This is a genomic window from Streptomyces gilvosporeus, from assembly GCF_002082195.1.
Taxonomy (GTDB): Bacteria; Actinomycetota; Actinomycetes; order Streptomycetales; family Streptomycetaceae; genus Streptomyces; species Streptomyces gilvosporeus.
The window spans coordinates 2,982,911-3,004,197 of record NZ_CP020569.1; the positions used below are offsets into that span (position 1 = coordinate 2,982,911).

15 protein-coding genes and 1 pseudogene are annotated in these 21,287 nt (G+C 70.3%); 7 read left to right on the top strand and 9 right to left on the bottom strand.

Annotation, left to right across the window (positions count from 1 at the left end):
- The first annotated feature begins 109 nt into the window (after positions 1–109).
- Positions 110–1,126, top strand: coding sequence for an RNA-guided endonuclease InsQ/TnpB family protein (locus B1H19_RS13070; RefSeq protein ID WP_257789462.1), 1,017 nt, complete (start codon positions 110–112; stop codon positions 1,124–1,126).
- Between the two features lie 159 nt (positions 1,127–1,285).
- Here B1H19_RS13070 and B1H19_RS13075 read toward each other — a convergent pair whose 3' ends face one another.
- The 3 genes from B1H19_RS13075 to B1H19_RS13085 form a co-directional block, all read right to left on the bottom strand.
- A complete protein-coding gene (locus tag B1H19_RS13075) occupies positions 1,286–2,122 on the bottom strand; it encodes a sugar ABC transporter permease (protein ID WP_083104924.1) in 837 nt (278 codons plus the stop codon).
- Positions 2,123–2,124: 2 nt separating this feature from the next.
- Positions 2,125–3,003, bottom strand: coding sequence for a carbohydrate ABC transporter permease (locus B1H19_RS13080; RefSeq protein ID WP_083109592.1), 879 nt, complete (start codon positions 3,001–3,003; stop codon positions 2,125–2,127).
- A gap of 65 nt (positions 3,004–3,068) precedes the next feature.
- Entirely contained in the window at positions 3,069–4,355 is a 1,287-nt protein-coding gene (locus B1H19_RS13085) for an extracellular solute-binding protein (RefSeq protein WP_083104925.1), read from the bottom strand.
- Between the two features lie 247 nt (positions 4,356–4,602).
- Here B1H19_RS13085 and B1H19_RS13090 point away from each other — a divergent pair, with 247 nt between their 5' ends.
- From B1H19_RS13090 to B1H19_RS13100, 3 genes are all read left to right on the top strand, one after another.
- Positions 4,603–6,207 carry a glycoside hydrolase family 13 protein gene (locus B1H19_RS13090; RefSeq protein WP_083104926.1) on the top strand — a complete coding sequence of 535 codons (1,605 nt, stop codon included), beginning with the start codon at positions 4,603–4,605 and terminating at the stop codon, positions 6,205–6,207.
- Between the two features lie 25 nt (positions 6,208–6,232).
- Positions 6,233–7,294: a LacI family DNA-binding transcriptional regulator gene (locus tag B1H19_RS13095; protein WP_107426376.1), complete on the top strand. Its 1,062-nt coding sequence runs from the start codon at positions 6,233–6,235 to the stop codon at positions 7,292–7,294.
- A 214-nt stretch (positions 7,295–7,508) separates the two neighbouring features.
- A complete protein-coding gene (locus B1H19_RS13100; RefSeq protein WP_083104928.1) occupies positions 7,509–8,369 on the top strand; it encodes a phosphatase PAP2 family protein in 861 nt (286 codons plus the stop codon).
- 287 nt (positions 8,370–8,656) lie between these two features.
- Here B1H19_RS13100 and B1H19_RS13105 read toward each other — a convergent pair whose 3' ends face one another.
- The 4 genes from B1H19_RS13105 to B1H19_RS13120 all read right to left on the bottom strand — a co-directional run bounded on the left by B1H19_RS13105 (position 8,657) and on the right by B1H19_RS13120 (position 15,010).
- A complete protein-coding gene (locus B1H19_RS13105) occupies positions 8,657–11,680 on the bottom strand; it encodes a bifunctional [glutamine synthetase] adenylyltransferase/[glutamine synthetase]-adenylyl-L-tyrosine phosphorylase (RefSeq protein ID WP_083104929.1) in 3,024 nt (1,007 codons plus the stop codon).
- A gap of 20 nt (positions 11,681–11,700) precedes the next feature.
- A complete protein-coding gene (gene glnA / locus B1H19_RS13110; RefSeq protein ID WP_083104930.1) occupies positions 11,701–13,062 on the bottom strand; it encodes a type I glutamate--ammonia ligase in 1,362 nt (453 codons plus the stop codon).
- A 308-nt stretch (positions 13,063–13,370) separates the two neighbouring features.
- Positions 13,371–14,291 carry an alpha/beta fold hydrolase gene (locus tag B1H19_RS13115; protein WP_083104931.1) on the bottom strand — a complete coding sequence of 307 codons (921 nt, stop codon included), beginning with the start codon at positions 14,289–14,291 and terminating at the stop codon, positions 13,371–13,373.
- A complete protein-coding gene (locus tag B1H19_RS13120; protein ID WP_237289274.1) occupies positions 14,288–15,010 on the bottom strand; it encodes a DUF998 domain-containing protein in 723 nt (240 codons plus the stop codon). The genes B1H19_RS13115 and B1H19_RS13120 overlap by 4 nt, the downstream gene beginning before the upstream one ends.
- Before the next feature lie 235 nt (positions 15,011–15,245).
- Between B1H19_RS13120 and B1H19_RS13125 the strand changes: the two genes are divergently transcribed.
- Together B1H19_RS13125 and B1H19_RS13130 are read left to right on the top strand one after the other, a co-directional pair.
- Complete coding sequence (locus tag B1H19_RS13125) at positions 15,246–17,078, top strand: multicopper oxidase family protein (protein ID WP_083104932.1); 1,833 nt, start codon at positions 15,246–15,248, stop codon at positions 17,076–17,078.
- Between the two features lie 98 nt (positions 17,079–17,176).
- On the top strand, positions 17,177–18,928 hold the full coding sequence (locus B1H19_RS13130; protein WP_083104933.1) for an NAD+ synthase: 1,752 nt from the start codon (positions 17,177–17,179) through the stop codon (positions 18,926–18,928).
- Between the two features lie 410 nt (positions 18,929–19,338).
- Here the strand turns inward: B1H19_RS13130 and B1H19_RS13135 are convergent.
- Positions 19,339–19,530 (bottom strand): annotated as a pseudogene (locus B1H19_RS13135) (MFS transporter); the annotation flags it as partial.
- 138 nt (positions 19,531–19,668) lie between these two features.
- Positions 19,669–20,673, bottom strand: a complete 1,005-nt coding sequence (locus tag B1H19_RS13140) for an endonuclease/exonuclease/phosphatase family protein (protein ID WP_418361512.1) — start codon at positions 20,671–20,673, stop codon at positions 19,669–19,671.
- A 313-nt stretch (positions 20,674–20,986) separates the two neighbouring features.
- Here B1H19_RS13140 and B1H19_RS13145 point away from each other — a divergent pair, with 313 nt between their 5' ends.
- Positions 20,987–21,241, top strand: a complete 255-nt coding sequence (locus B1H19_RS13145) for a hypothetical protein (protein ID WP_083104936.1) — start codon at positions 20,987–20,989, stop codon at positions 21,239–21,241.
- The last annotated feature ends 46 nt before the right edge of the window (positions 21,242–21,287 follow it).

Sequence of the window (21,287 nt, forward strand, 5' to 3'; positions counted from 1 at the left end):
GAGAACTTCTGCCTGGAGACCGTCCGCACGAAGTGGGCACAGCGCAAGGCCGAGGAGTCCTACGGCCTCACTGGCTGCGAGCTGACCAAGGTGCCGTGGTCGGCCCGCGCTGGAAAAGGAGTGGCGTGCCGCCCACGCCGAGCGGTTCCCCTGGTTCACGGAGAACAGGTTGTCCTCCCGTGTTCCGAAGGAAGCCTGTCGGGTGCGGGCGGCCGGGTTCTCCAACTACCTCAAGTCCAAGCAGGGCAAGCGCAAAGGCGCCCGAATGGGCTTCCCGTCGTGGCGCAAGCGCAAGCACGGCTCCCGCTTCCGCTATGACGCCGACCGCGCCAAACCGCTCGACGCGCGCACCGTGCGGCTCCCGGCGATCGGGGACGTGGCGGTGCGTGAAGACATGTCCTGGCTGGTCGACCGCATGGCCACCGGGCAGGCGCGCATCCTCGGCGCGACCGTCCGCGAGCAGGCCGGACGCTGGTGGATCTCCTTCCAGACCGAGGTCGACCGCAACGAGATCAACAAACGCCACCAGGTCGACGTCGACGCACCCGCATGCGGTATCGACTTGGGCCTGAAGACGTTCGCCGTCATCCGCAACGCCGATGGCAGCCGGGAGGAGATCCACGCACCCAAACCGCTCAAGGCCGCTCAGCGCGCTGTGAAGCGTGCCAACCGAAAACTCGCCCGCACAGCCGAGGATTCCAAGAACCGGGCCAAGGCCCGCAAGCGTGTCGCCGCGCTGCACCTGCGGGTGGCCGAGCGACGCCGGGACTTCCTGCACAAGACCACCACCCGGCTGACGAGAACCAAGTCCGCCATCGCCGTGGAAACCCTGAACATCAAGGGCATGGTCAAAAACCGCAGGCTCGCCCAAGCGATCTCGGATGCCGGGTTCGGCGAGTTCGTCCGCCAGCTCGACTACAAAGCCAACTGGTACGGCTCCCGCATATGGAAAGCCGACCGCTGGTTCCCTTCCTCGAAGACGTGCGGGGGCTGCGGCCGGATCAACCGTGCCCTCGTCCTCGCCGACCGCACCTGGGTGTGCCCCGGCTGCGGCGTCCTGCACGACCGCGACGACAACGCGGCAGGCAACCTCCTCGCCGCGATGCTCGCCGACACACACGCTTGACATCGGAGCACTCGCCGGGAAGTTCCCCGGAGAGGAAAAACGCCTTGTGGAGACCACGTAAGACCTCACTCTCCGGAGTCGGCAGCGGTCGGTGAAGCAGGAAGAGCCTCAGCACGAGAATCGCTGAGATTCACGCAACGGTTGTGCTGAGTGGTCATGTCATCCCTTGGTGGTGCCGGCGGTCAGTCCGGCGACGAGGTGGCGCTGGGCGAAGGCGAAGACGAGCGCGGCCGGTACGGCGATGATCACGGCGGCAGCGGTCATCGATCCCCAGTCGTTGGTGTACTGGTTGACGAAGGTCTGGAGGCCGCCGGCGAGGGTGAGGTTGTCCTCACCGGTCATGAAGGCGGAGGCGTAGGCGACTTCGGCCCAGGCGGTGACGAAGGTGTAGAAGCCGGTGACGGCCAGGCCGGGGCGGGCCAGCGGCAGGACCAGGCGCCAGAAGGTGCCGAAGGGGTTGAGGCCGTCGACGCGTCCGGCCTCGTCGATCTCCACGGGGATGGTGTCGAAGAAGCCCTTCATCATCCAGGCGCAGAAGGGGACCGCGATGGTGAGGTAGGTGATGACGAGGCCGGCGGGCTGGTTGAGCAGGCCGAGGGTCGCCATGAGGTTGTAGAGCGGCACGATCAGCACGGCGACCGGGAACATCTGGGTGATCAGCAGCAGCCACATCAGCGGGCGCATCCCGGGAAAGCGGAAGCGGCTGACGGCGTAGCCGGTGGTGGCGGAGAGGAAGACGCCGAGGACGGTGGTCAGTCCGACGATGATGACGGAGTTCTTGAACCACGTGAGGAATGGGGTGTCGGCCAGGACGTGGGTGTAGTTGGCGAGGGTGGGGTGGGAGAAGAGGCTGGTGGTGAAGGAGTCGTTCGTGGGTTTGAAGGACGTCACCAGCAGCCAGAGGGGCGGGAAGACGGCGACGACGGCCGCGAGGGCGAGCGCGAGGTGCAGGCCCACGGAGGCCAGGGGATGCCGTTGATGGCGTTTGCGGGTCATCGTCACCACACCTCTCCTTGTTTGCGCAGCGCCCGGCGGTAGACGACCGCGACGGCCGAGAGCAGGACGAGGATCAGGACGCCCCAGGCCGCGCACTCGGAGAAGTTGCGGGGGCTGTTGACGAAGGAGAGCCGGTAGGCGTAGGTCACCAGGATTTCGGTGGCGTCGCCGGGGCCGCCCCTGGTGAGCAGGAAGATCACCGGGAACATGTTGAAGGTCCAGATGGTGGAGAGCAGGATCACCGTGCTGCTGACGGCCCGCAGCCCGGGCATGGTGATGTTGCGGAAGCGCTGCCAGGCGTTTGCGCCGTCCATTTCGGCGGCCTCGTACAGCTCGCCGGGGATGGACTGGAGTCCGCCGAGGAGTGTGACCAGCATGAACGGCACGCCGAGCCAGACGTTGACGGCGATGACCGAAAGCTTCGCCCAGGTCGGGTCGTTGAGCCAGGGGATGGCGTCGATGCCGCCGCCGGCGAGCAGTTTGTTGAGGAGCCCGCTCTTTTCGTTGTAGAGCATCTGCCAGGTGAAGACGGAGATGAAGGCGGGGATGGCCCAGGGCAGGATCAGGGCGAGGCGGTAGAAGGTGCGGCCGCGGAGGGTGCGGTTGAGCATGGTGGCGAGGGTCAGGCCGAGCAGGAAGGTCAGCGAGACGCAGGCGACGGTCCACAGGACGGTCCAGCCGAGCCGGTTCCAGAAAACGTCGTCCGTAAGGATCGCGGTGTAGTTGTCGAGGCCGGTGAACTTGTAGGTGGCGGGGATGTGGTTGACGCCGATGTCACGCTGGACGTTGGCCTCGTTGGCGTCGGTGAGGGAGAGGAAGACGCCCCGTACCAGCGGGAAGCCGATGATCACCCCGATGACGAGGACGACCGGGGCGACCATCGTCCAGGCGTACCAGTGGGTGCCCAGGGCCCGGCGCACTCTCCCCCGTTGCTGTAGGGCGAGGGTCACTTGTAGTCCTTGAGCAGCTTTCGGTAGGCGGCACCGGTCGCCTTGGCGGCCTGTTCGGGCGTGGCGCTGCCGGTGAGCACCTTGTTCATCTGGACCTTGATGGGTTCGAAGAGGGAGTTGCCTTCGGCGATCCAGGGGCGCTGTACGGCGCGGTCGACGGCGGGCTTGAAGAACGTGACCATCTCGTTCTGCTTGACGGCCGGGATCTGGTACACCGACTTGCGGGTAGGCAGCAGGCTGAGTTTGTCGGTGGTTTCCTGCTGCACCTTGGCCGAGCTCATGTATTTCACGAAGGCGTAGGCGGCTTGCAGGTTCTTGCTGCCGGCGTATACGGAAAGGTCCCAGCCGCCTTGCGGTGATCCTTGCGCGGTGCTGCCGCCGGGTACGGGGGCGACGCCGAGGTTCTTCTTGTCCTTGAAGGCTTGGCCGGCGCGGGCGCCTTCGATGTCCCAGGGGCCGTCGATGGCCATGGCGACCTTGCCGTCCTTGAGGGCGGTGAGCTGGTTTTCCTGGCCGTCGGTGGCGTCGGTGATGGCGGTCTTGGAGTCGACCAGGTCCTTGATGGCGGCGAAGGCCTTCACCCCGGCGGCGTTGTCGATCTTCACGGTCTTGGAGTGGGCGTCGATGGTGTTGCCGCCCTCGCCGTAGAGGTAGGGCAGGAACCAGTAGGGGTCGTCGCCGCGCAGGTAGAGGGCGGTGGCGCCGGTCTTGTCCTTGATTTTCTTGGCGGCGGCCTTGAGTTCGGCGAAGGTCTTGGGCACGGGGACGCCGGCGTCCTTGAGGAGCTTCTTGTTGTAGAAGAGGGCGAGGGTGTCGATGACCTGGGGTGCGGCGTAGGTCTTGCCCTTGAATCTGGTGGAGCCGACGGCCTGCGGGAGGTAGTCGGCGGTTTTGTCGAGGGCGGGGGTGCCGTCGAGCGGGGCGAGGTAGCCGAGGTTGGCGAAGTCGGCTACCCAGGCGACGTCGGTGCGCATCACGTCGGGTGCGCCGGAGTTGCCGCCGGCGGCGTTCTTGAACTTGGCGTTGGCGTCGCCGAAGGGAACGTTCACATACTGAACGTGGACCTTGGGGTGTTCTTTCTGAAAACCTTCGGCAAGCTTGCGGTAGGTCGCCTTCTCGGCGTCGTTGGAGGTGTCCCAGAAGGTAACGGTTCCGGACAGTTCGCCGCCGCTGTTCGCTGTGCCGTTGCCGTCGCTCCCGCCGCATCCGCTTGCTGTCAGGGCCAGGCCCGCTACCAGCGCGGTTGCGGTGATGCCACGTATGCCGGGTATGCCACGCCGCATGTGAACTCCTTTGGGGATCGCCGTAGATGGCGGTCAGGAACGTAACAGCGCTGCAAACAAACCGAAAGACCTTGCGGAAAATTCTTGCAAGGAGACTGGAAGAAATTGCAACCGGTTGGCCGGAACGGCACCCCTGCGGCCCCCGGGTCCCCGTCACCCAGGGCCCACCCGGGCGTTGAGTCCGTGAAGACACCACGCCCCTTCACCTCTTGACCACACAGCACCCCATGACCCCATAGGGACGCAGATGACCCAGGAGCTCACTTCCCCCGGCCTCGCACCCCAGACCACCGCATCAGGCCGGGGTTCCGGATGGTGGCGGGACGCCGTCATCTATCAGGTCTACGTCCGCTCGTTCGCCGACAGCGACGGCGACGGCGTCGGCGATCTCCGCGGCGCCTGCGCCAAGGTGCCGTATCTCAAGGCGCTGGGCGTGGACGCCGTCTGGCTGACGCCGTTCTACGCCTCGCCCCAGGCCGACGGCGGCTACGACGTCGCCGACTACCGCGCCGTCGACCCGCTCTTCGGCAACCTGGAGGATGCCCGGGACCTGATCGGCGCCGCCCATGACGCGGGCCTGCGGGTGATCGTCGACATCGTCCCCAATCACACCTCCGACCGGCACCCGTGGTTCCAGGACCCCGAACTGGCCCGGGAGCGCTATGTGTTCCGTCCCGGCAGGGGCGAGCGGGGCGAGCTGCCGCCGAACGACTGGGAGTCGATCTTCGGCGGTCCGGCCTGGACCCGTACCGACCGCGGCGACTGGTACCTCCATCTCTTCGCCCCCGAACAGCCCGATCTGAACTGGGACAACCCCGACGTCCACGCCGAATTCGCGGCCATCCTGCGCTTCTGGCTGGACCTGGGCGTCGACGGCTTCCGGGTCGACGTCGCCCACGGCATGGTCAAGGCGCCCGGTCTGCCCGACATCGGCCGCGGCGAACAGGCCAAGCTCATCGGCAGCCAGGTCCTGCCGTTCTTCGACCAGGACGGCGTGCATGACATCCACCGTTCCTGGCGGCGCCTGCTGGACGGATACGGGGACGCCTGCGGCAAGGAGGTGATCGGCGTCGCCGAAGCCTGGGCGCCCAGCGCCGAACGCCTCGCCCTCTACGTCCGCCCCGACGAACTGCACCAGGCGTTCAACTTCCACTATCTCCAGGCGAGTTGGGATACGGCTTCGCTCCGCACCGTCATCGACGAGTCCCTCGACTCGGTGCGCCCGGTCGGCGCCCCGGCCACCTGGGTGCTGTCCAACCACGACGTCGTACGCCACCGCACCCGCCTGGGCGGCGGCCTCGACCGCGCCCGCGCCGCCGCCCTGCTGATGCTCGCCCTCCCCGGCTCCGCATACCTCTACCAGGGCGAGGAACTCGGCCTCCCGGAAGTCCTCGATCTGCCCGACGAGGTCCGCCAGGACCCCTCGTTCTTCCGCGCCAACGGCCAGGACGGGTTCCGCGACGGCTGCCGGGTGCCGCTGCCCTGGTCCGGCGATCTGCCCCCGTACGGCTTCGGGCCCGGCGGGAGCTGGCTGCCGCAGCCCGCCGACTGGCGGCTGCTGACCGTCGAGGCGCAGACCGGCGACCCGTCCTCCACCCTGGAGCTCTACCGCACCGCGCTCGATCTGCGCCGCAGACTGCCGGGCCTGGGCGACGGCGAGATGACCTGGCAGCCCGCGCCCGAAGGGGTGCTGGCCTTTCGCCGGCCCGGAGTGCTCTGCACGGTCAACACCCTCGGCCGCCCGGCCGAACTCCCGCTGCCCGGGCAGCCGCTGCTCTCCAGCGCCCCGGTGACCGTCGACGGCGCCTCGGCCGTCGTCCCCGGTGACACCTGCACCTGGTGGGCAATCTGACATGCGCCCGGTACAGTCCCATCCCATGACCGCCCGGCTCTCCGATATCGCAGCACAGGCGGGTGTCAGCGAGGCCACCGTCAGCCGGGTCCTGAACGGAAAACCCGGTGTCTCCGCCACCACCCGCCAGTTGGTGCTCGCCGCGCTCGACGTGCTGGGCTATGAGCGCCCGGTACGGTTGCGGCAGCGCAGCGCGGGCCTGGTCGGGCTGATCACACCCGAGCTGGAAAACCCCATCTTCCCGGCCTTCGCCCAGGTCATCGGGCAGGCGCTGACGCGGCAGGGCTATACGCCGGTGCTCGCCACGCAGACGCCGGGCGGCTCGACGGAGGACGAGCTGACCGAGATGCTGGTGGAGCGCGGCGTGGCCGGCATCATCTTCGTCTCCGGGCTGCACGCCGACACCTCGGCCGATATGGAGCGTTATGCGCAGTTGCGCGGCCGGGGTGTGCCGTTCGTCCTCATCAACGGCTTCTCCGACCGGGTGCAGGCGCCGTTCGTCTCCCCCGACGACCGGGCGGCGGTGGATCTGGCGGTCACCCACCTCACGGCGCTCGGCCATCGGCGGATCGGGCTGGCGCTGGGGCCCGAGCGGTTCGTGCCCGTGCAGCGGAAGATCGAGGGGTTCGTCCGCAGCATGCGGGACCGGCTGAACATGAGCCCGGCCGAGCTGGGGCCGCTCATCCAGCATTCGCTGTTCACCCTGGAGGGCGGTCAGGCCGCGGCGAACGCGCTGATCGACCGCGGGGTGACGGCGATGGTGTGCGCCAGCGACATGATGGCGCTGGGGGCGATCCGGGCGGCGCGGCAGCGGCGGCTGGACGTGCCGAGTGAGATGTCCGTGGTCGGTTTCGACGACTCCCCGCTGATCGCGTTCACCGATCCGCCGCTGACCACGATCCGGCAGCCGGTGACGGCGATGGGGCAGGCGGCGGTGCGGGCGTTGCTGGAGGAGATCGGCGGGACGCCCGCTCCGCACAGCGAGTTCGTTTTCCATCCGGAGCTGGTGGTGCGCGGATCGACCGCTTCGGCGCCCAAGTCGGCGCCCAGGGTGGCGGGAATTCCGCGACCGGTCCGTACGCCTTGATACCTGCCGAGGTTGCCGGGTCCTGAGGTTGATGTCTGCTGAGGTTGATACCTCCTGACGCCGTGAGACGGGTATCGGGGATCCGCTGAATTTTTCCGGGATTTTTCCCGCTGCGGTACGAGGGTCCGTATCCCCCCGGAGAGGGATACGGACCTTTGGATATTCGACCGGGGGATGATCGGCGACACGCCCGTTTCTGGCAGACTGTCTGCCTATGGGCGATGCGAATGTGAGGACTTTGGAAGGTCGGCCCGCCACCCCGCAGACCCCTGGGGGGAGCGCGGACCGCCCGTCGGAGGGACGCCGATGGTCCCGGCTGCGCACGCCTCGGTCGCCCCGTCTCTGGTTCGAGATCCTCTTGATCGCGATCAGTTACTGGACGTATTCGCTCATTCGAAATGCGGTCCCGGAACAGAAGGCGAAGGCGCTGCGGAACGCCGACTGGATCTGGCAGGCGGAGCATGCGCTGGGAATCGCGGTGGAGCACACCGTCAACCACGCGGTGAATTCGGTGACGTGGCTGATCGTGTCGATGAACTACTACTACGCGACGCTGCACTTCATCGTGACGATCGGCGTGCTGGTATGGCTCTACCACTGGCATCCGGGCCGTTATGCCGCGTCCCGGCTGGCGCTTTTCGCGACGACCGGGGTCGCGCTGGTCGGCTACTATTTCTATCCGCTGGCGCCGCCGCGGCTGATGTCCGGCGGCGGCTTCGTCGACACCGTGGTCGAGCACGACACCTGGGGCTCGATGGCGTCGGGCAACCTCGCGTCGATGTCCAACCAGTACGCCGCGATGCCCTCGATGCACATCGGCTGGTCGTTGTGGTGCGGGATCACCGTCGCGATGCTGGCCAGGCCGCTGTGGGTGCGGATCGTGGCCCTGCTCTATCCCACCGTGACGCTGCTGGTCATCGTCTCCACCGCCAATCACTTCTGGCTGGACGCGGTCGGCGGGGTGCTGTGTCTGACGTTCGGGTTCACAGCGGCACGGTGCTGGTACGGGACGCTGCCGAGCCGGCTGGCGCGGTATGCGGCGGCGCCGGAGGCGAATCTGGCGCGGGTGGGCTGAGGCCGCGCCCGCCGGGCAGACGGGCCGGCGTCGCGCCACCGTGCAGGGGGCCGGGGTCGCACCCGTCGCGCCCGCCGACCCCCTCGCGCCCGTCACCCGATCGGCCCACCGCGGGCCGGATAGGTATGCGGCCGCGGAACCGGGGCCCGGCCCGCCCGGGGCCCGGCCCCTCCCCCGGGCCCGGCCCGCGCCCGCGGCCTCGGCCCACCTCGCGGTGTACGACGCGCCCGCCCGGCCCTCGTAGCCGCGTCTGAGGCCACGCAGCCGCTCGGCCCTCGCAGCCCCGCTCAGCCCTCGTAGAACAGCTCCTCCACCACCGCCCGCGCCCGGCGCGTCGTGCGGCGGTAGTCGTCGAGCATCTCCCCGACGTGGCCCTCCTCGTAGCCGAGGTAGCGGCCGACGGCGGCCAGTTCCCGCCCGTCGGCGGGGAAGGTGTCGCCGGGGCGGCCCCGGACCAGCATCACGGCATTGCGCACCCGCGCCGCCAGCACCCATGCCTCGTCCAGGATCTGGGCGTCCTCGGTGCCGATCAGATCGGCGGCGTGCGCCGCGGCCAGCGCCTCGCGGGTACGGGGCGTGCGCAGGCCGGGGACCTCCCAGCCGTGGCGCATCTGGAGCAGCTGGACGGTCCATTCGACATCGCTCAGGCCGCCGCGCCCCAGTTTGGCGTGGGTGGTCGGATCGGCGCCGCGCGGCAGCCGCTCGGATTCCATACGGGCCTTGAGGCGGCGGATCTCGCGGACCGCGTCCTCGCCCAGGCCCTCGGCCGGATAGCGCAGCGGATCGATCAGCTCGATGAAGCGGCGGCCGAGGTCGTCGTCGCCGGCGACCGGTTCGGCCCGCAGCAGTGCCTGGGCCTCCCAGACCAGCGACCAGCGGCGGTAGTAGGCGGCGTAGGAGTTCAGGGTGCGCACCAGGGGGCCCGAGCGGCCCTCCGGGCGCAGATCCGCGTCGATGAGCAACGGCGGGTCGGAGGAGGGGAGTTGGAGCAGCCGGCGCATCTCGTTGGCGATGGCGAAGGCGGCCTTGGCGGCCTCGTGCTCGTCGGCGCCCTCGCGCGGTTCGTGGACGAACAGCACATCGGCGTCCGAGCCGTAGCTCAGCTCGTGGCCGCCGAAGCGGCCCATGCCGATGACGGCGAAGCGGGTGGGCAGGGTGTCGCCCCACTGTTCGCGGACCGCGGCGCGCAGCGCGCCGGCGAGGGTGGCGGCGTTGAGGTCGGAGACGGCGAAGCCCACGGCGTCGATGGCGTGGCCGTGGTCCTCCTCGGCGGGCCGGCCTTCGGTGCCGTATGCGCCGATCACATCGGCGGCGGCGGTGCGGAACAGTTCCCGGCGGCGCACCCCGCGGGCCACCGCGACCGCCGCCTCGGCGCCCTCCGCGCGGCCGACGGCGGCCAGCACCTCCTGCTCCAGGGCGGCCCGGCCGCGCGGTTTGAGTCCGTCGGCGGCGCCCAGCAGGGCCACCGCCTCGGGGGCCCGCAGCAGCAGATCGGGGGCGAGCCGCCCGGCGGAGAGCACCCGGGCGAGGTTCTCGGCGGCGGCGCCCTCGTCGCGCAGCAGCCGCAGGTACCACGGCGTCTTGCCGAGCGCGTCCGAAACCTTGCGGAAGTTGAGCAGTCCGGCGTCCGGATCGGCGGAGTCCGCGAACCAGCCGAGCAGGACGGGCAGCAGCGTCCGCTGGATCGCGGCCTTGCGGGTCACGCCGGATGCCAGCGCCTCCAGGTGGCGCAGTGCGGCGGCCGGATCGACGTACCCGAGGGCCTCCAGGCGGTGCCCGGCGGCCTGTGCCGACAGCCGGGTCTCGCCGGGCTCCAGATGGGCGACGGCATCGAGGAGGGGACGGTAGAAGAGCTTCTCATGCAGTCGGCGCACTTCTCTAGCGTGCCACTTCCACTCCTTGCGGAGGGTGTCAACGGGCTCGGTGAACAAGCCCAATGAGCGGGCCAGGCGCCGCAGGTCCGTTTCTTCCTCGGGCATCAGATGGGTGCGCCGCATCCGGAAGAGCTGGATGCGGTGTTCCAGGGCCCGCAGGAAGCGGTAGGCGGTGTCCAGGGCGGCGGCGTCCTGGCGTCCGACGTAGCCGCCGGCGGCCAGGGCGGCGAGTGCGTCGAGGGTGCCGGGGCCGCGCAGGGTGGGGTCGCTGCGGCCGTGGACCAACTGGAGCAGCTGGACGGCGAATTCGACGTCGCGCAGCCCGCCGGGGCCGAGTTTGAGTTCGCGTTCGACGCGGTCGGCGGGGATGTTCTCGACGACCCGCAGGCGCATCTGGCGTACGTCGGCGACGAAGTTCTCGCGCTCGGCGGCCTGCCAGACCATCGGTTCCACCGCGTCGACGTACGCCTGGCCGAGGTCCAGATCGCCGGCCATCGGGCGGGCCTTGAGCAGGGCCTGGAACTCCCAGGTCTTGGCCCAGCGCTGGTAGTAGGCGAGATGGCTGGAGAGGGTGCGGACCAGCGGGCCGTTGCGGCCCTCGGGGCGCAGGTTGGCGTCCACGGGCCAGATGGTGCCCTCGACGGTGACGTCGGAGCACAGGCGCATCATGCGCGAGGCGAGCCGTGTTGCGGCCTGGAGGGCCTTGGCTTCCTCGACGCCTTCCTTGGCCTCCGCGACGAAGATGACGTCGACGTCGGAGACGTAGTTCAGCTCGCGGGCGCCGCATTTGCCCATGGCGATGACGGCGAGGCGGGAGACCGCGGCGTCGCCGGGGGCCTCCTCGTAGGAGATCTGGAGGGCGGCGCGTACGGTCGCGGTGGCCAGGTCCGCCAGCTCGGCCGCGGCTTCGGCGACGTCCGTGGTCCCGCACACGTCGCGGGCCACGATCCCCAGCAGGCTGCGGCGGTAGGCGACGCGCAGCGCGTCGGCGCGGGAGCGGCCCTCGCCCCGCTCGCCCCAGATGCCCTCGGCGAGCGCCTGCTCGAACTCGGGCGTGGTGGGGTGCAGGTCCACCGATTCGTATGTCACCAGTGAACGCCAGTCGCCCGGGTGCCGGGCGAGGTGGTCGGCGAGGGCCTCGGATGCGCCCATCACGCCCAGCAGCCGGTCGCGCAGGGGTTTGGCCGCGACCAGGGTGCTCAGCAGTTCCTGCTGCCCCTCCGGGCTCTGGGCCTCCACCAGCCGGGCCAGCCCCAGCAGCGCCAGATCGGGGTCGGCGGTGCCGCCCAGCGCCTCCAGCAGCACCGAGTCGTCGCGTACGGGGGAGAACTCGGGGGTGTCGAGCAGCCGGGCGGCTGCCGAGGGGTCGGTGAACCCGTGCCTCAGCAGCCGGCTGAAGGTGCTGCTCCGCCGTCCCTGGGGAGCGGGTAGTGCCATGGGTGCGGCCTCTCGGTGGCTCAGAGCACGGGCAGCATCTTGCGCAGCTCGAAGGCGGTGACCTCGGAGCGGTACTCCTCCCATTCCTGCTTCTTGTTGCGCAGGAAGAAGTCGAAGACGTGCTCGCCGAGGGTTTCGGCGACCAGTTCGCTGCGCTCCATCAGCTCGATGGCCTCGCCGAGGTTCTGCGGCAGCGGCTCGATGCCCATGGCGCGGCGCTCGGAGTCGGACAGGGCCCATACGTCGTCGTCGGCGCCGGGCGGGAGCTCGTAGCCCTCCTCGATGCCCTTGAGGCCGGCCGCGAGCAGGACGGCGTAGGTCAGGTAGGGGTTGGCGCCGGAGTCGATGGAGCGGACCTCGACGCGGGTGGAGCCCATCTTGCCGGGCTTGTACATCGGGACGCGGATCAGCGCGGAGCGGTTGTTGTGGCCCCAGCAGATGTACGAGGGGGCCTCGCCGCCGGCGCCGGCGGTGCGATTGGCGCCGCCCCAGATGCGCTTGTAGGAGTTGACCCACTGGTTGGTGACGGCGGAGATCTCGCCGGCGTGCTTGAGCAGACCGGCGATGAAGGAACGTCCCACCTTGGAGAGTTGGTATTCCGAGCCGGACTCGTGGAAGGCGTTGCGGTCGCCCTCGAAGAGGGAGAGGTGGGTGTGCATGCCCGAGCCGGGGTATTCCGAGAACGGCTTGGGCATGAACGTCGCCTGGACGCCCTGCTCCAGCGCCACCTGCTTCATGACCAGGCGGAAGGTCATGATGTTGTCGGCGGTCGAGAGCGCGTCGGCGTAGCGCAGGTCGATCTCCTGCTGGCCGGGGGCGCCCTCGTGGTGGCTGAACTCCACCGAGATGCCCATCGACTCCAGCATCGTGATCGCCTGGCGGCGGAAGTCCATCCCGACGTTCTGCGGCGTGTGGTCGAAGTAGCCGGAGGAGTCGCCCGGGGTGGGCCGCTGGCCGTCGACGGGCTTGTCCTTGAGCAGGAAGAACTCGATCTCGGGGTGGGTGTAGAAGGTGAAGCCGAGGTCGGAGGTCTTGGCCAGGATGCGCTTGAGGACGTAGCGCGGGTCGGCGTAGGAGGGCGAGCCGTCGGGCATCAGGATGTCGCAGAACATCCGGGCGGTGCCGGGGGCCTCGGCGCGCCAGGGCAGGATCTGGAACGTGCCGGGGTCCGGTTTGGCGATCATGTCGGATTCGTACACCCGGGCGAATCCTTCGATGGCCGAACCGTCGAAGCCGATGCCCTCGTCGAAGGCCTGCTCCAGCTCCGCCGGGGCGACCGCGACCGACTTCAAGAAGCCCAGCACGTCGGTGAACCACAGGCGGACGAAGCGAATGTCGCGCTCTTCCAGAGTCCGGAGCACAAACTCCTGCTGCTTGTCCATGGGTCACCAATCCTTGCAGGTCAATCGGCCTGTCCACGCGGATGGGATCACACCGCGTGGCACACCAGTATCACGTGAGGGGGTTACCGTCACATTACGCACCCTTGGCCTGAAGCAGAACCGCAGGACCGTAACCCCTCCCACCACGATCCTTCCCGCACGAGGAAGAGTCAGCGCGACCGGGGGCGGCAATCGAGGGGCTTGGCGCAGACTTGGATCGCCGCTGGGAGGGTGTTGACCCGTCATTTGGCGGGTCCATGCCAGGAGTGTCCTGGAGCTGCGGGGCGGGTGCTGCATGGCGGTGCAGCTCAGCGGTCTGTCGGTGAAGGGTTCACCGAGGTGCGGTCGTTGCGGTCGTGCAGGTCCAGTACGGCGCGGGCGACGGCTTCGGGGGCGTCGGCCATGACCAGATGGCCGGCCGGGGCGGCGACCGTGAAACGGCCGCCGAGCACCGCCGCGAGCGCCCGCTGGCGTTCGAGCCAGCGCAGGTCGCGGGCGGTCTCCCCGCCGTCGTACGCCGCCAGGACGGCGACCGGGACGGCGGGCAGCGGGTGGCCGGGGCGCAGGGCGGCCAGTTCGGCGGCCTGGTAGGGGTAGGTGGCGTTCTCCAGGACGCAGGCGCGCAGCACCCGGCTGGTGCGGTATCCGGCGTGCTCCCAGGGGTGCGACGGATGGGCGGCGACGGTCTGGGCGCGGCCGATCAGCCGGCGGGCGGCGGGGCCCAGGGCGCGCGGCACCCCGGCGGCGGACAGCGCGGCGGCGACGCCGGACGCGCAGGCCGTACGGAGCGCGCGGGGCAGCAGCGGGCGCGGATCGTCCTCGGTGCTGCCGTCGACCAGGACGAGACCGGCGCAGCGGCGCGGGTGCAGCCGGGCGAACGCCTCGGCGTGGAAGCCGGCCAGGGAGTGGCCGACGACGGTGGCCGGGCCGCGGTGGCCGAGCGCGTCCAGGACCCGGGCGATGCGGTCGGCCTCGGCGGCGAGGGTGGGCGGCTCCGGCGCGGCGGCGCTCAGGCCCAGGCCGGGGCGGTCGAAGCGGATGACGGTGCGGTACGGGGCGAGCAGGGCGGCGACCGCGTCCCAGTCGAACCAGGCCATGCCCAGGCCGCCGCTGAGGACGCAGAGCGGGCCGGTGCCCTCGGTCAGGACGTGCAGGGGGATGCCGTCGACGGTGCGGATGCGGCCGGGGGCGCGTATCGGACCGGGAGCGCTGGTGGGGCGAGGGTTCATGGGCAGGCCTCCGGCTTCGGTTTCCTGGGGTGTTCGTTCCCCGTGGTGCGCGCCGTGCACCCTGCCAGCAGCGCGAGGTAGAGGGCGACGAGCAGGACCTGGAGGCGCTGGCCGAGGCCGAGCGCCCAGGTGCCGCGGCCCGCGGTGAAGGCGGCGACCGATGACAGCGTCCAGCAGGTGGCGGCGAGTTCGGCCAGGACCAGCGGCGGGCCGAAGCGGGCCAGCGCCGGCCACTGGTCGTAGCGGCGGGCCGCGAACGTCAGCAGGAACAGGGCGGCCAGCGCGCCGGTCAGGGCGAGGGAGCTGCTGACGGCGTGGGCGGTGTGGGTGGCCGGGACCAGGCCCGCGGTCTCCCGGGCGGCGCAGGCCGGATCCGTGGTGGGCGCGCAGCTCAGCGGCAGGCGGGAGTCGAGCGCGGTGGCGGCGCCGAAGAGGGCGAGCGCGGCCCAGCCCGCCGTCGTCCAGGGCCTGCGCCGCGGGGCGGCGAGCGCGAGCAGGGCGCCGGCCAGTACCAGCAGCCCGGCGGCCAGGTCGGTGGCGCGGAAGAGCCCGCCCAGTGGCTGGTCGGCGGCCGCGAGTTCGCTGACGTACGCCCGGACGGGGTCGATACCGGTGGCGACCGCCAGCTCCAGCACCCAGGCCGTGTAGGCGACGGCCCCCGCGCACAGCAGCACGGCGGCCGCCCGGCGGCGGACGGGGGCGGTGCGGGTGTCGGTCACGGCCGTCCTGGTGATCGGATCGGGTGGACCCGGCCCGTCCAACGGAGTGCCGGGCCCTTGCCAAGCGCGGGAAGCCCAAATATAGGCGAGTGGCCTACGGCAATGCGGTGAGAGCGGCGCAGCGCGCCCTGCGCGGACCGGCCCGCCCGGAGGCGTTCGCGCCCACGCTCCTGACCGTCCCGGTCGGCCCCCGCCGGCCTGCTCACTTCGACACCGACACGAGGTGCATCTCTCCATGCCTACGCACTCCCCCCAGCCCCCCTCCCGATCCCGCCGCGACGTGCTCGCCGCCGGCGCCGCCGTCGCAGGCGGCGGCCTGCTGGCCGCCTGTTCCGGCAGCCCCTCCGGTGCCCGCGGCGGCGTGGACGGGATGGCCGACGGCAAGAACGGCGGGCCCCACGACAACGTCCCGAGCGGCTATGTCAGTCCCGACGGCCCGGAGGTCGCCGCGGCCGAGAAGGAACGCAGCGCGGACGGCACCGTACGGAAGTTCAGAGTCACCGCCACCTTCGGCATGCTCAACCTGGGCGACCGTACCGTCGGGACCTGGGCGTACGGCGACGAGTTCCCCGGCAAGGAAGTCCGGGTCACCGCGGGCGACCAGATCCACATGACGCTCGACAACCACCTCCCGGCGTCCACGAGCGTGCACTGGCACGGGATCCGGCTCCGCAACGACATGGACGGCGTGCCGGAGATCACCCAGCGCGGCGTCCAGCCCGGCGCCTCCTTCACCTACCAGTTCACCGTGCCGGACCCCGGCACGTACTGGCTGCATCCGCACACCGGCGTGCAGATCGACCGCGGGCTGTACGCACCGGTCATCGTCGACGACCCCAGGGAGCCGCTCCGCTACGACAAGGAGTGGATCGTCCTGATCGACGACTGGCTGGACGGGGTGGACGGCAGCACCCCTGACCAGGTGCTGGCCGAGCTGGACAAGGGCATGGGCGACATGGGCCACAGCCAGATGCGCCGCACCGGCCAGGCCCACGCCCACAAGGGCCACGGCGGCAAGGGCCACGGCGGCATGGACATGAACGGCCTGGACCTGGACGGCATGGACCGGGGCGACATGGACGCGGCCATGGACGCCATGGACCCGGACAGGGACGCGGACACGGACACCGGCAGGGACTCCGGGCACAAGGACAACGCCCCCCGGGAGACGGGCAAGGGCCCCGGGCACGCCGCTGTCCCGCGGCAGCCCGCCGACGGCCCCGCTCCCATGAGGCCGTCGCGCATCCTGGTGGGCGGCACCACGAGCACGCTGCTGGGCGGCGTGGGCGGGCACGTGAACTACCCGTACTACCTCATCAACGGCCGCGCGCCCGAGAACCCGGAGACGTTCCAGGCCCGGCCCGGCGACCGCATCCGGATCCGGATCATCAACGCGAGCGGCGAAACCGGCTACCGGGTCGCCCTGGGCGGCCACCGGATGACCATCACGCACACCGACGGCTTCCCCGTCGAGCACGCCACCACCGACGCCCTGCTGATCGGCATGGCCGAGCGCTACGACGTCTTGGTCACCGTCAAGGACGGCGCCTTCCCGCTCACCGCGCTCGCGGAGGGCAAGACCGGCGCCGCGATGGCCGTCCTGCGCACCGGCGGCGGCGAGGCGCCCGGTCCCGACACCCGCCCCAAGGAACTCCAGGGCAAGGTGCTCAGGTCGATCCACCTGAAGTCCGCGGAGTCCGTCCGGCTGGAGGAGCGGAGCGTCGACCGCACCCTCGACTTCGAGCTCACCGGGTCGGTGGCCAAGTGGAACTGGGCGTTCAACGGCAAGCCGTACACGCCGGACCAGCGCTACCCCGTCGCGGCCGGTGAGCGGGTGCGGATGACGTTCCGCAACCGGACCAAGATGTGGCACCCGGTCCATCTGCACGGGCACACCTACCAGCTGCCGGACGGCGGGCCGCGCAAGGACACGACGGTCCTGGTGCCCGGCCAAACCCTGAGCGTCGAGATGGACGCCGACAACCCGGGCCTGTGGATGATGCACTGCCACAACATCTACCACTCGGAGTCGGGGATGATGACGGTCCTGGGCTACCGCAAGCAGTAGGGCAGGGCCTGCGGAGGGGGAGGCACGGACGCGCGCCGTCCGGCCTCCCCCTCCCCCTTCGCGTCACTCAGACGATTATCGTCAACTACACTGATCCCGTGGCCCAACTTCGTCTCGCCCTCAACCAGATCGACTCCTGCGTCGGCGATATCGCCGGGAACGCCGAGACGATCGTGCACTGGACGCGGCACGCCGCCGAACAGGGCGCCCACCTCGTCGCCTTCCCCGAGATGGCGCTGACCGGCTACCCCGTCGAGGACCTCGCGCTGCGCCCGTCCTTCGTCGAGGCCAGCCGCACCGCGCTGCACACGCTGGCCGGCCGGCTCGCCGACGAGGGGCTGGGCGAACTCCCGGTGGTCGTCGGCTATCTCGACCGCGGCGAACGGGAGGAGCGGCGCTACGGCCGCCCGGCCGGCGCCCCGCAGAACGCCGCCGCGGTGCTGCACCGCGGCCGGGTGGCCCTCTCCTTCGCCAAGCACCATCTGCCCAACTACGGCGTCTTCGACGAGTTCCGCTACTTCGTCCCCGGTGACACGCTGCCCGTGGTGCGGGTGCACGGCGTCGATGTCGCGCTCGCCATCTGCGAGGACCTGTGGCAGGAGGGCGGCCGGGTGCCGGCCACCCGCAGCGCGGGCGCGGGGCTGCTGCTCTCCGTCAACGCCTCGCCCTACGAGCGGGACAAGGACGACACCCGGCTGGAGCTGGTCCGCAAGCGGGCGCAGGAGGCCGGCTGCACCACCGCCTATCTGGCGATGATCGGCGGCCAGGACGAGCTGGTCTTCGACGGCGACTCCATCGTCGTCGACAAGGACGGCGGGGTGATCGCGCGGGCACCGCAGTTCGCGGAGGGCTGTGTGCTGATCGACCTCGAACTGCCCGCCGCCGCGCCCGAACCGCCCTCGGGCGTCCTGGACGACGGGCTGCGCGTCGACCATGTCGTCCTGACCCCCGACCCGCTGCCGCCCTACGCCCCCGAGACGCTCGGCGGCGAGGCCGAACGGCTCGACGACATCGAGGAGATCTACACCGCGCTGGTCGTGGGCCTGCGCGCCTATGTCGCCAAGAACGGCTTCAACAGCGTGGTCCTCGGACTGTCCGGCGGTATCGACTCCGCGCTGGTCGCCGCGCTCGCCTGCGACGCGCTGGGCCCGGCGCACGTCCACGCCATCGCGATGCCCTCGCGCTACTCCTCCGACCACTCCCTCGCCGACGCCGCCGAACTCGCCCGCCGTACCGGACTCGCCTTCCGTACGGTGCCGATCGCCCCGATGTTCGACGCGTACATGGAATCGCTGGGGCTGACGGGGCTCGCCGAAGAGAACCTCCAGTCGCGGCTGCGCGGTACGACGCTGATGGCGATCTCCAACCAGGAGGGCCATCTCGTCCTCGCCCCGGGCAACAAGTCCGAGCTGGCATGCGGCTATTCGACGCTCTACGGCGACTCGGTGGGCGCGTACGGGCCCATCAAGGACGTCTACAAGACCGCCGTCTTCCAGCTGGCCCGCTGGCGCAACCAGGCGGCGGCCGACCGCGGGCAGACCCCGCCGATCCCCGAGAACATCCTGATCAAGCCCCCGAGCGCCGAACTGCGCCCCGGCCAGGTGGACACCGATTCGCTGCCCGAGTACGACGTCCTCGACCGCGTTCTGGAGCTGTACGTCGACCGCGACGAGGGCCGCGAGGCCATCGTCGCGCGGGGCTTCGAGGAGGACCTCGTCACCCGCGTCCTGCGCCTTGTCGATCGCGCCGAGTACAAACGCCGGCAGTACCCGCCGGGTACGAAGATCTCGGCCAAGGGCTTCGGGAAGGACCGGCGGTTGCCGATCACCAACCAGTGGCGGGAGGGGTAGTTCCTCCCCACGTTTTCGGCTTTCCCGCCGTAGGGGTTTGCCGCCGTTGCTCCCCCAGCTAACGCTGGGAGGTACCCCCAGCGGCGGGCGTGGGTTGGTACGGGTGCGGTGCCACGCCTCCGGACTTCGTCCTGCGGCGCGGCCCCTCCCGTGGGTGGGGGGAAGAAGGCCGGTGGTCCACCCCCACCGTTTTTCCCCACCCCCAACGGGGAGGTGCCGGGCCGTAGCGGCGGAGCCGTGTAGGGCCGGTGCCGCTGCCGGACAGCCCCGCGCAGCGGCACCAGCCCGCCGCAGGCGCAACGGCGAGAAGACACCGCGGCGGGAAAGCCGACAACGTCGGGTACAGCCAAAACGTCGGCTCAGGCAAAGCACACCGGACGCGCCGCAGGCGCAACGGCGAGGAAGCCACAACGTCGGCCCAGGCAAAGCGCAGCGGACGGGCCGATGACGACGCCGAGGGCGTAGGCGGAGACGAGATGGCCGGCGGTGGGCACCGAGGTGCCCAGATCGTCCGCGACATTGGGCAGCAGGCCCATCATCACGAATTCCGTGGTGCCGATTCCGAAGGCCGAGATCGCGAGCGCGAGCAGAGCCAAGGGCATGAGGGGCCTGGACCTTTCCGGAGGAGCAGTTCGTTCACGCACGGAACAAAGTGTCTCAGGTCCGGTATTCCGGCATGGGAACGGGACGTGACGAGCCCGTGTCGGGCCGCCGCCGTCCCGTACCCCCCGCCCGTATCGTCAGATCCCGACCGAGGCCGCGAGCGGAAGATGATCGCTGCCGGTGTCCTTCAGCGTCCAGGCGGCGACCGGGTCGATGCCCTTGACCATGATCTGGTCGATCCGGGCCATCGGGAAGGCGGCCGGCCAGCTGAAGCCGAAGCCGTCGCCCGCGGCGCCCTGGGCCGAGCGCATCTGGGAAGTGACGGGGGCCAGCGAGCGGTCGTTCATGGTGCCGTTGAGGTCGCCGAGGAGGATGACCTTCTTCAGCGGGTCGGCGGCGATGGCCTCGCCCAGCGCCTTGGCGCTGCCGTCGCGCTGGTTCGCGGTGAAGCCCGCCTCGATCTTGACGCGTACGGACGGCAGATGCGCGACGTAGATGCCGGCCTTCTGGCCGTCGGGGGCGGTGACGGTGGCGCGCAGCGCGCGGACCCAGCCCAGTTTGATGTCGACCGGCCGGGCGTCGCTCAGCGGCAGTTTGCTCCACAGGCCGACGGTGCCCTTGACCGTGTGATACGGGTACGCCTTCGCCATTTCCCGCTCATAGGTGGGCAGGGCGTTGCCGGCCAGCTCCTCCAGGGCGACCACATCGGCCTTGGAGTTGACGATGTCCCGGGCGGTGGCGGCCGGATCGGGGTTCTCGGCGTTGACGTTGTGGGTGACCACGGTGAGTTTGCCGCCGGTTCCCGCTTTGTCGGTGAGCTGTCCGCCGAAGAGGTTGAGCCAGACGACCGCCGGGATGACCAGCGCGATCAGCGCCGTCGCCGAGCGGCGCAGCACCGCGCAGAGCAACAGCAGCAGCACGCCGAGGCCGAACCAGGGCAGGAAGGTCTCCAGCAGACTGCCCAGGTTTCCCACGTCGTTGGGGATCTGCGAGTGCCAGAACATCAACACCCCGAGCAGGACGGCCAGTACGGCGAGCACGATGCCGCGGCGCCACATTCCCTCGGGACGCCACCAGTTCCGCAGGCGTCCGGCCCGGGGGCCGGACCGTTCGGGGCCCCGTCCCTGCTCCGGCTCCGTCATGAATGCCTGCGCCATGTAGTTGCCCTCACTGCCTGCTGTGGTGCGCCTCGCCTGTGGTTGTCGACCCTAGGCGATGGACTTAATTCGCGTTCTTAGATCCGCGCCGCCGCGGAAGGGCCGGTGGCGCGTTTCTCGGTGGTGAGGACGGGGTGTCGGCGGGTCGGGGTTCCGGCGGACGGCCACGTGACAGCGGCTGTGACACAACGGGCATGATCCGGTCATGTGGGCGGGATATTCCGGACTTCGCACCGCGCGCGTGGTCCGTCAGACCGGGGGTAGCCGAGGCGGGGACGGAAGAGGCAAGGAGCAGCAGATGACACTGCCGTGGCGGGAGGACGAGGGGTGGCGGCGCCGCTATCCCCGGTCGGGGCCCGACTGGACGCAGGGCATGCCGCAGGGGCCGACGGATGCGTTGACGCCGATGGGACGGGTCGAGCAGTACGGCCGGATGGGGAGCGCGCTGCGCGGTGGCTATATCGCGCCCTGGCAGCAGAAGGTGATCCGCGGGTTCGTGGCCGGCGCCGTCGTCGTCACCGTGGTGGCGTTGCTTTTGGTGTTCTTCGGCTGAACGGGGCGGGGCCTAGGGTCTGTCCGATGGGTCAGGGTCGGAAAGG